This window comes from Alloyangia mangrovi (assembly GCF_002300555.2).
Lineage (GTDB): Bacteria > Pseudomonadota > Alphaproteobacteria > Rhodobacterales > Rhodobacteraceae > Salipiger > Salipiger mangrovi.
This window is the reverse complement of the sequence record NZ_NTHN02000102.1, coordinates 1-7,461: the sequence shown is the minus strand read 5'-3', so window position 1 is coordinate 7,461 and position 7,461 is coordinate 1. Positions and strand designations below refer to the sequence as shown.

The 7,461-nt window shown below is 68.6% G+C and carries 7 protein-coding genes; 2 read left to right on the top strand and 5 right to left on the bottom strand.

The window, feature by feature from the left end; all coding sequences use genetic code 11:
- Positions 1–1,238: carboxypeptidase M32 (locus CLG85_RS26510; protein ID WP_260350309.1), on the top strand; the 1,238-nt coding region annotated here is incomplete at its 5' end.
- Positions 1,239–1,304: 66 nt separating this feature from the next.
- Here the strand turns inward: CLG85_RS26510 and CLG85_RS26505 are convergent.
- From CLG85_RS26505 to CLG85_RS26485, 5 genes are read right to left on the bottom strand one after another with little or no spacing between them, the layout of a single operon-like run.
- Entirely contained in the window at positions 1,305–1,838 is a 534-nt protein-coding gene (locus CLG85_RS26505; RefSeq protein ID WP_260350308.1) for an energy-coupling factor transporter transmembrane component T, read from the bottom strand.
- Positions 1,835–3,115 carry an ATP-binding cassette domain-containing protein gene (locus CLG85_RS26500; protein ID WP_260350306.1) on the bottom strand — a complete coding sequence of 427 codons (1,281 nt, stop codon included), beginning with the start codon at positions 3,113–3,115 and terminating at the stop codon, positions 1,835–1,837. The genes CLG85_RS26505 and CLG85_RS26500 overlap by 4 nt, the downstream gene beginning before the upstream one ends.
- A gap of 26 nt (positions 3,116–3,141) precedes the next feature.
- Complete coding sequence (locus tag CLG85_RS26495) at positions 3,142–3,885, bottom strand: hypothetical protein (RefSeq protein WP_176476725.1); 744 nt, start codon at positions 3,883–3,885, stop codon at positions 3,142–3,144.
- Positions 3,882–4,433 carry a hypothetical protein gene (locus CLG85_RS26490; protein WP_095884161.1) on the bottom strand — a complete coding sequence of 184 codons (552 nt, stop codon included), beginning with the start codon at positions 4,431–4,433 and terminating at the stop codon, positions 3,882–3,884. The genes CLG85_RS26495 and CLG85_RS26490 overlap by 4 nt, the downstream gene beginning before the upstream one ends.
- Before the next feature lie 13 nt (positions 4,434–4,446).
- Positions 4,447–6,474, bottom strand: a complete 2,028-nt coding sequence (locus CLG85_RS26485) for a TonB-dependent receptor plug domain-containing protein (protein WP_260350305.1) — start codon at positions 6,472–6,474, stop codon at positions 4,447–4,449.
- A 367-nt stretch (positions 6,475–6,841) separates the two neighbouring features.
- Here CLG85_RS26485 and CLG85_RS26480 point away from each other — a divergent pair, with 367 nt between their 5' ends.
- Positions 6,842–7,219: a hypothetical protein gene (locus tag CLG85_RS26480; protein WP_224847922.1), complete on the top strand. Its 378-nt coding sequence runs from the start codon at positions 6,842–6,844 to the stop codon at positions 7,217–7,219.
- The last annotated feature ends 242 nt before the right edge of the window (positions 7,220–7,461 follow it).

Below are 7,461 nucleotides of genomic sequence, written 5' to 3'. Positions count from 1 at the left end.
GCTGGCACGCCGCCCTGCCCGCCGAGCTCCTGCGCCGTCAGGCCGAGCAATCCGCCCTCGCCGGCGCGGTCTGGGCCGAGGCGCGCGCCAGCGGCGATTTCGCCCTCTTCAAACCCTACCTTCAGACCATGCTGGACCTCTCGCGGCAGGTCGCGCAGGCCAGCGGCTTCGGCGCGCACCCCTATGACGCGATGGTCCACGCCTTCGAACCGGGCGAGACGGCGGCCAGCCTTGCAACACTCTTCGACCGGCTGCGAACCGCGCAGAAGCCGATCCTCGACAGCGCGCTCGGCAAACCCAGGCCCCGGACCGAGTTCCTCTACCGCGACTATCCCGTGGCGCAGCAGCAGGCGTTCTGCCGCGCGCTGGTTGCCGAGCTGGGCTATGACTTCGCACACGGGCGTCTGGACACGGCGGTGCACCCCTTCGAGATCAGCATGACCCGTGGCGACGTGCGCATCACCTCGCGCTGGCGGCCCGAGTACCTGCCGATGTCGATCTTCGGTTCGATCCACGAGACCGGCCATGCGCTCTACGAGATGGGCGTCGACCCAAGCCTCACCCGCAGCGCCATGACCACCGACATGATCGGTCTCTACGCCGTCGGCGGCACCAGCTTCGGGATGCACGAAAGCCAGTCGCGCCTGCTGGAAAACCACGTCGGCCGCGCGCCAGAGTTCTGGCAGCGCCACTTCGGCACCCTGCGCGATCATTTCCCCGAGCAGCTTTCGGATGTCAGCGCAGAGGAGTTCGTCGCGGCGGTAAACCGCGTCGAGCCCGGCCTCATCCGGGTCGAGGCCGACGAGCTGACCTACGATTTCCACATCATGCTGCGCGTCCGGCTCGAGATGGCGCTGATGGAGGGCAGCCTCGATCCCGCCGATCTGCCCGAGGCCTGGAATGCCGCCATGCGCGAGGACCTCGGGGTCGAGGTACCGCACGATGGTCTCGGCTGCCTGCAGGACGTGCACTGGTCCTCGGGCTACATCGGCTCGTTCCCCACCTACACCATCGGCAATATCACCGCCGCGCAGATCATGGATCACTACCGCGCGCATCGGCCCGAGGTGACCGCTGGCCTCGCACGTGGCGAAACCGCTCCCCTCCGCACTGCGCTGCAGGCGGATGTCTGGCGACACGGGCGCAGCCGCAGCCGCGCGGAAATTCTGGACGGCATGGATCAGAGCGCCTCGGATCCCGCGGCTTATATCGGCTACCTCCGGCGCAAATTCTGCTGACCGCGCCCGCCGATGCCCGCCCGCGTCGCGCGACGACCGGCTTTGCGGCCGAGCGGCCTGCTCACCTCAGAGCCGATCCAGCCCCCGCGCCTCGAGACTGCGGGCCATGTCGTCGGACAGGCGCACCGCCCGCACGCTGAGCGGCAACATGATCCGGCCCGGCGCGCGCAGAAGATGGCGCGGCCGGATATCGCGCCGGCGCGCGGGCCAGGCGCCGCTCAGCCGGGCGAGCAGCAGGATGTCCTGCATGTCGCGAAACAGCAGAGGCCAGACCCGAAGCGTGAACACCAGGATGAACCGCAACCGGAGCGGCAGCAGGCGCTCGAAGAGCTTCAGCAGCTCGGTCGGAGAGGTCATCCGGTGGAGCCAGAAGATCGGCGTCGCGGTCAACATGAAGCGCAGCGAGATTTCCAGAACCAGGCCCCAGTCGATCGCCTGCTTCACCAGCAGCATACCCACAAGCAGGACCGGCGCATGCCATGTCAGCGGCCGGGCATCGCGCAGCGTCGGCCCGAGCCCCGCGGTCGCGGCGAAGAGCCCCGCCACGAGCAGCGCAAGCATCGGCAACCAGAGCGCCGGCGCGGCAACGCCGAGGATCACGATGACAAGCGCCGTGCTCCAGAGCAGCAGGCTGCGGCCCCGGGTCGGCGCCCCGGAGGAAGAGCTACGCCTCGACAAGATGCCCCCCCCGCAAGCCGCAGGTGTGCATCGGCAAAGTTCAGGATGTCCGCGCCGGGATCATGGGTCACGGCCAGCACGGTCAGACCGGTGCTCCGCACGATCTCCCTGAGGGTACCAAGAATGCCTTCCAGCGCATCGGCATCCAACCCGCAAAAGGCCTCGTCGAGCAGCAGCAGCCGGGGCGACGTGGCCATGGCGCAGGCCAGGACAAGCGCCTGCTTCTGGCCGTGCGACAGGGTGAGCGCTGCGCGTTCGGCGAAATCGGCGAGCCCGAAAACGCGCAGGCAAATCTCGGCGCCGCCTTGCCGCAGGACGCTCGCCGCCGCGATCTCGCCCCGGACCGAGCGCCCGGTGAGATGCAATTCCGGGTCCTGAAGGACCAGCGCGGTGGCCGGTGCCAGCCCGGCATCCGTCCGGCCAAACAGCTGGCGCCTGCCCGAGCCGACCGGCAGGTCGCCCGCGACGGCCCGCAGGAGGGTCGACTTGCCGCTGCCATTCGCGCCGCTGACAAGGGTGATCGTCCCCGTCGGCAGGGCGAGGTCGATGTCACGCAGGACCGGCCCTGCCCCCTCGTGCCCCGCCGCGAATGACCTCAGCTCCACCGCCGCCGGTCCCGGAAGCGGCGGCGCCTCGCGGGCCCAGGTGTCGCAGAAGGCACCCGCGAGCCCCGGCTCGGGGCGCAGGCCCGTTTCAGGGTGCACGTCATGCCTCCGAAACGCAGAAAGCCCGGCGATCGTCTCGGGCGTCCGGTCAGCGCTGACGGTGACCGCGCAGCCCCGGGCCAGCCAGTCTTCGATCGCGGCGTCGAGCCGCGTCTGGCCGTCCGCGTCAAGCTGCGCATAGGGTTCGTCCAGAAACAGCGCCTCGGCTTCAAGCGCATGCAGCGCCGCCAGCAGCGTGCGGCACTTCCAGCCCATCGACAGGGCCTCGGTCCTTGTCCTCGCGAGATCTGCAAGGCCGAACACCGCAAGGGCGCGCGCGGTCCGTCGGGCGACTTCCGCCTGCGGCACCTGCGCTGCAACCAGCGCAAAGGCGACCTCCTCCTCGACGGTGTCAGCCACGAGTTGCGTCGCCGGGTTCTGGCCAAGCAGCACGGCGCCCGGCCAGCCGCCCGGATGCGCCGCCCGCCAGGTGCGCAGCGCGTTTCGAAGTAGCGTGGTCTTTCCGGCACCGGTCGGCCCGCTTACGAGCGTCAATTCCCCGCGAACCGCCAGCTCCGGCGTCAAGGCTTGCGCTTCGGCCAGGGTTTCGTCTCCCAGCGGCCCGGTGCGGCCTCGTGGACCATCAGGACCGGCATGCCACCCAGCAGCACGGGGCGGAACTGGTCCGCAACGACCACCCGGTCCTCGTCGAGCGGCGGCGGAGCATCGCGCTCCATGACCGCAAGACGCACACCGCAGGCAGCAAGCTCCGCCACCGAATTGTCGAGCGGCCGGCCTTCCAGCGCGCTGACCTCGATGAAGCGCCCGCACCAGCCATGCGCGGTAAGGCCCACCGCCCCGAGCGCCCCGATGATGCCGCCATTGTCGCCGCCCAGCCCCTCGAGAATGAGCCCCTTGCCGATGCGGATCGCATCGGCCTGCGTCAGCACGCGCCGCCGGCAATCGACGCCATGCGCCATGACCTCGGACGACACGTCCCGCACCAGCGACAGGCAGATCCCGGGATCGCTGCCCTCGGAGGCCAGCGCGCGGACATGGGTTCGGGTCGCCTCGGCGATCCGGGGCAAGAGGCCCGGATCCGACAGGCGCACGATCGCGCAGGCCGGGCTGTTCCACGAGGTATAAGGAATCTCCGGCACCATGAGGAACTGGTGCCGCACGACCCCGACCATCTCGGCGCCCGCGGGCAGCACCGTCTTCAGCAGTCGGGTGATCTTGCCGGTGCCAAGCTCGGCGCCCTCGACATCCGTGTCCTCGACCCCGATGAGCAGGAGGTCGGGGTCGAGCGGGGAAATATGTTTCATGATGCTCCCGGTGCCAGCCCGCCGCGCTCAAGCCGCCGCGCCACGACGAGCGCCAGCGCGCCGCCAAGCGCGCCGAAGAGGGCCGCGGGCAAAAGTTTCAGTCCTGCGGTGGTCAGGGCCAGATCCCAGTCCATCCCGATCAGCAGGTTCTGCGCGAGCTGCGCCGGGCCGCGACCCAGTCCTGCGGCGATCCCCAGAAGCGCCGCGCCCCAGAGCTGGCGGGTCAGCCCCAAAAGCGCCAGCGCGTCGACCATCAGCCCGCCGATCCCCGTCTGCAGCACGATCAGCGGACCCGCCTTGCCGAGCCCGAGCGCCATCATCGCAACACCGGCCAGCACGCCCACGAAGGTCGCGGCAAGCCCGCGCGGCACCAGCGTCCGGCCCAGCACGAGGCAGAAGGCGAGGAAGAACGCGCTGTGCCCCGGGATGCCGAGCTTCAACCGGAAGAAGATCTTCGTGCTCACCAGCAGCACGGTGCAAAGCGCGAGGAACAGCGCCTCGCGCAGACCGAAGCCGCCGATGTAGCTCTTGTTCTGTTCCCCTGACATGGCTGTCTCTCTCTCAGAAGCGGACACGTCCGCCGATCTCCAGGGTTCGGCCGGCCTGCACGAAGCCGTAGCTGTCGGCGTAATCCTCGTCGAAGAGGTTGTTCACGCGGCCATAGACCTCCGTGTTCCAGGCCGCGATATCGTGGGTCACGCCCAGATCGACGATGTGGAAATCGCCCACGTCGCGCGACCTTGTGCCATCCCGGCTGAGCGTCAGATTGTCGAGCACCGCCTGATATTGCGCATCGACCCGCGTGCCGCCCTCGAAGCGGTAGCTGGCCGCCACCACGAATTTGTGCCGGGGCCGGTTCTGAAGGTCCTCGGTCCCTGCCTCATCGCTGAGGTTCTTCGCGTCGAGGAAGCTGTAGCCGAGGTCCAGCGTCAGAGGCTCGACCGGGCTGGCGCGATAGTCGACCTCGAAACCGCGCATCCGCAGCTTTTCGATGTTCTGCGACAGGCCGCTGTCGTCCCGCTCGATGTAATCCTTCGCGTCGATCTGGTAGACACTCGCCGAGAGCGTCGCGCTCCAGAAGTCGAAGGTCCTGTCGACGCCGACCTCGTAATGCACCGTCCGCTCGGGATCGAGATCGGGGTTGCCGCGATCAGCGGCGAAAAGATCACGCAGGGTCGGGAAGCGGATTTCCCGGGCATGCTGCGCGCGCAGGGTGGTGCGGCTGTCGAGATCGTAGGTCGCGGCGATGCGGTAATAGCTGTCGCCATCGGTCTCGCCATCGCGGGTCTGCTGCGCATAGCCAAGGCCCGCCACCAGGCCGAGCGGGTCAGTGGGCCGGACTTCATACTCGATGCCGGCACTCAGGATCTCGGCATCGGCCTCGGTGTCGATGGACTGCGAGGTGACGCTGGCGCCACCTCCACCACCACCTCCACCACCACCGCCGCCTCCACCGCCGCCTCCACCACCGCTGGAAGAGACGATCTCGGTGCCGTCAGAGGACCAGTCCTGATGCTCGTAACCAAGCATGGCCGAGAGCAGACCTGCCGAACCCAGATCCGCCGCGGCAAGGAACTGGCCACCCCAGATCGTGCTGGTCGCGTCCTCGGTGAAGGCGCCAGCGGCGGCCTGCGTGTCGTACTCGGCGTCGTCGTAGCCCTTGGTCAGCTCCTGCTCCTGCGAGACGTAGAGCCGGGGCGTGAAGGTCAGCGCGCCGACCTCATGCGTGCCGACGAGCTGCACGCCGCGCACCGAGTAATCCTCGACCCGCTCGTAGCGGGTGCGGCTGGCGAAATCATCGGTCGAGCGGTCATAGATCGAGGGTGGCTTACCGTATTCGCCCTCGGAATAGGTCGCGCTGAAGCCAAGCGAGGTGTCGCTGTTGAACCTGTAGACGCCGCTCGCCATCAGCTGCCGTTCCTCGCGGTCGCTGTTGATCCGGTCGCCCTCGGATTGCACCGACGTGGCGCTGTAATCATACGAGAGCGGATAGTCCTCGCGCGTGTCCCAGGCGCCGCTGACCCGCAGGTTGCCGCGCGCGCCGCCATAGCCGACGGATCCGTCGATCCGCCGCGCGCCGCCCGTGCCGGTCTCGGCGCCGAGGCTGCCGGACAGGCCGCTGCCCCCGTCACTGGTCACCAGGTTGATGACCCCCGCCGCCGCGCCCGGCCCGTAGAGCACCGAGGAGGCGCCGCGGGTGATCTCGATCCGGTCCACCCCGCCGAGCGCGAAACGGTCGGGATCGAACTGACCGTCAAGGCTCGAGCGGATCGGCACGCCGTCGACCAGCAGAACGACCTGACGGGTGCGCAGGCCGCGGATGTCGATCCGGCGAGTCCCGTCGCCCCCGAAGCGCACGTTGACGCCGGTCGCCATATCCAGCGCCTCGCCCAATGTCCGCGCGCCGTGCTGGGCAATCTCCTCGGCGGTGATGACCTGCTTCGTTGACGCGGTCTCGCTGATCGGTCCTTCGCCGCCAGCGGGCGGCAGCACGATCGCGGGCTCGAGCAGGATCGGCTCTTCTTGGGCCAGAGCCGCTGTGCCGATCACGGCCCCACCCAGCGAGATCGCCCATGCCGACGCTTTCAAAACTGCATGTCCCACGGTGTCTTCTATGCCTCCCGCATTTGGTGCATATTTTTCTATTTTGTGCATTTTTTCCCAAACCTTCTGACGGAAGGTCGAAAGATTGTCCAGCAATGCGAAGTCTGAGTGTGTGTGCGCGCGGCTTTGTTCGTGGCCAACCAGGACGTGCCCGGCGCTGGTGGCCCTGTGCGGGGGAGCCTCCTCCCAGGGAGGCAGGCTCCGGCGGTCTTCGCCCTGCGGGCGAGCGGTGATCGACCTTGGGTCGGAACCCGCGGCGACCGAGCACGGATCGAAAGCGGCACCATGAAATCTTGCGCCGGAGCGCGTGCCGCACTAGCTGTGACGCTGCGGGAAGCGTAGGAAAGGCGCCATGAGGAACACCGTCACGCGGATCGCAGACAGGATAGGGGCGCTCCTCGCCCTTCTCGTCGTGCTGTCCGCGCTTGCGGTCTACCCCGCGCCGAACATGCCTCTTGCGGGCATCCGACAGGCCGAGGCGACACTCAGCGGCTATGCGCTGTCGGTGTCGAAGGGCATCCTGCCCGTTGCCCTGCCCGCCCACGCCACGGCGCGCGCGCCCGACCCTGCCGCGCCCGATCCGTTGTACTTGCACGCGCTCACGCCCGCGCTCTCCCATCTTGCGCCGCCCCGCGCGGCCTCGTTCCGGCCGTCGCTGCCGGGCTTGCGCAGCTCGCCCAGCGGCACCAAGCTCGGCGCCCACCCTCCGCGCGCGCCACCTTTCGCCTGATCCCGCAAAGTCCCCGCCGCCGATCCCGCACCGGGATCCGCACCGGGGCAGCCGTCTAGACAAACAGAACAAGACTTATCGACACGTCCCGGGCCGCATCCGCACCGGGATCTGTCCGGGATCCATCATGCAAAGACCAACCTTCTGGAAACGCCTCGGGGTGTGGAGCGTCTGCCTCCTGTGCCTCTGGCTCGCCCTGCCGAACGCCTTCTATTCCCGCGTCGAGCAGCACAACGACCTCG

What these genes read in the sequence shown, in the direction of transcription:
- CLG85_RS26490 (WP_095884161.1), bottom strand. Translation starts at nt 4,433, where the DNA reads ATGTCAGGGGAACAGAACAAGAGCTACATCGGCGGCTTCGGTCTGCGC.
- CLG85_RS26495 (WP_176476725.1), bottom strand. Translation starts at nt 3,885, where the DNA reads ATGAAACATATTTCCCCGCTCGACCCCGACCTCCTGCTCATCGGGGTC.
- CLG85_RS26480 (WP_224847922.1), top strand. Translation starts at nt 6,842, where the DNA reads ATGAGGAACACCGTCACGCGGATCGCAGACAGGATAGGGGCGCTCCTC.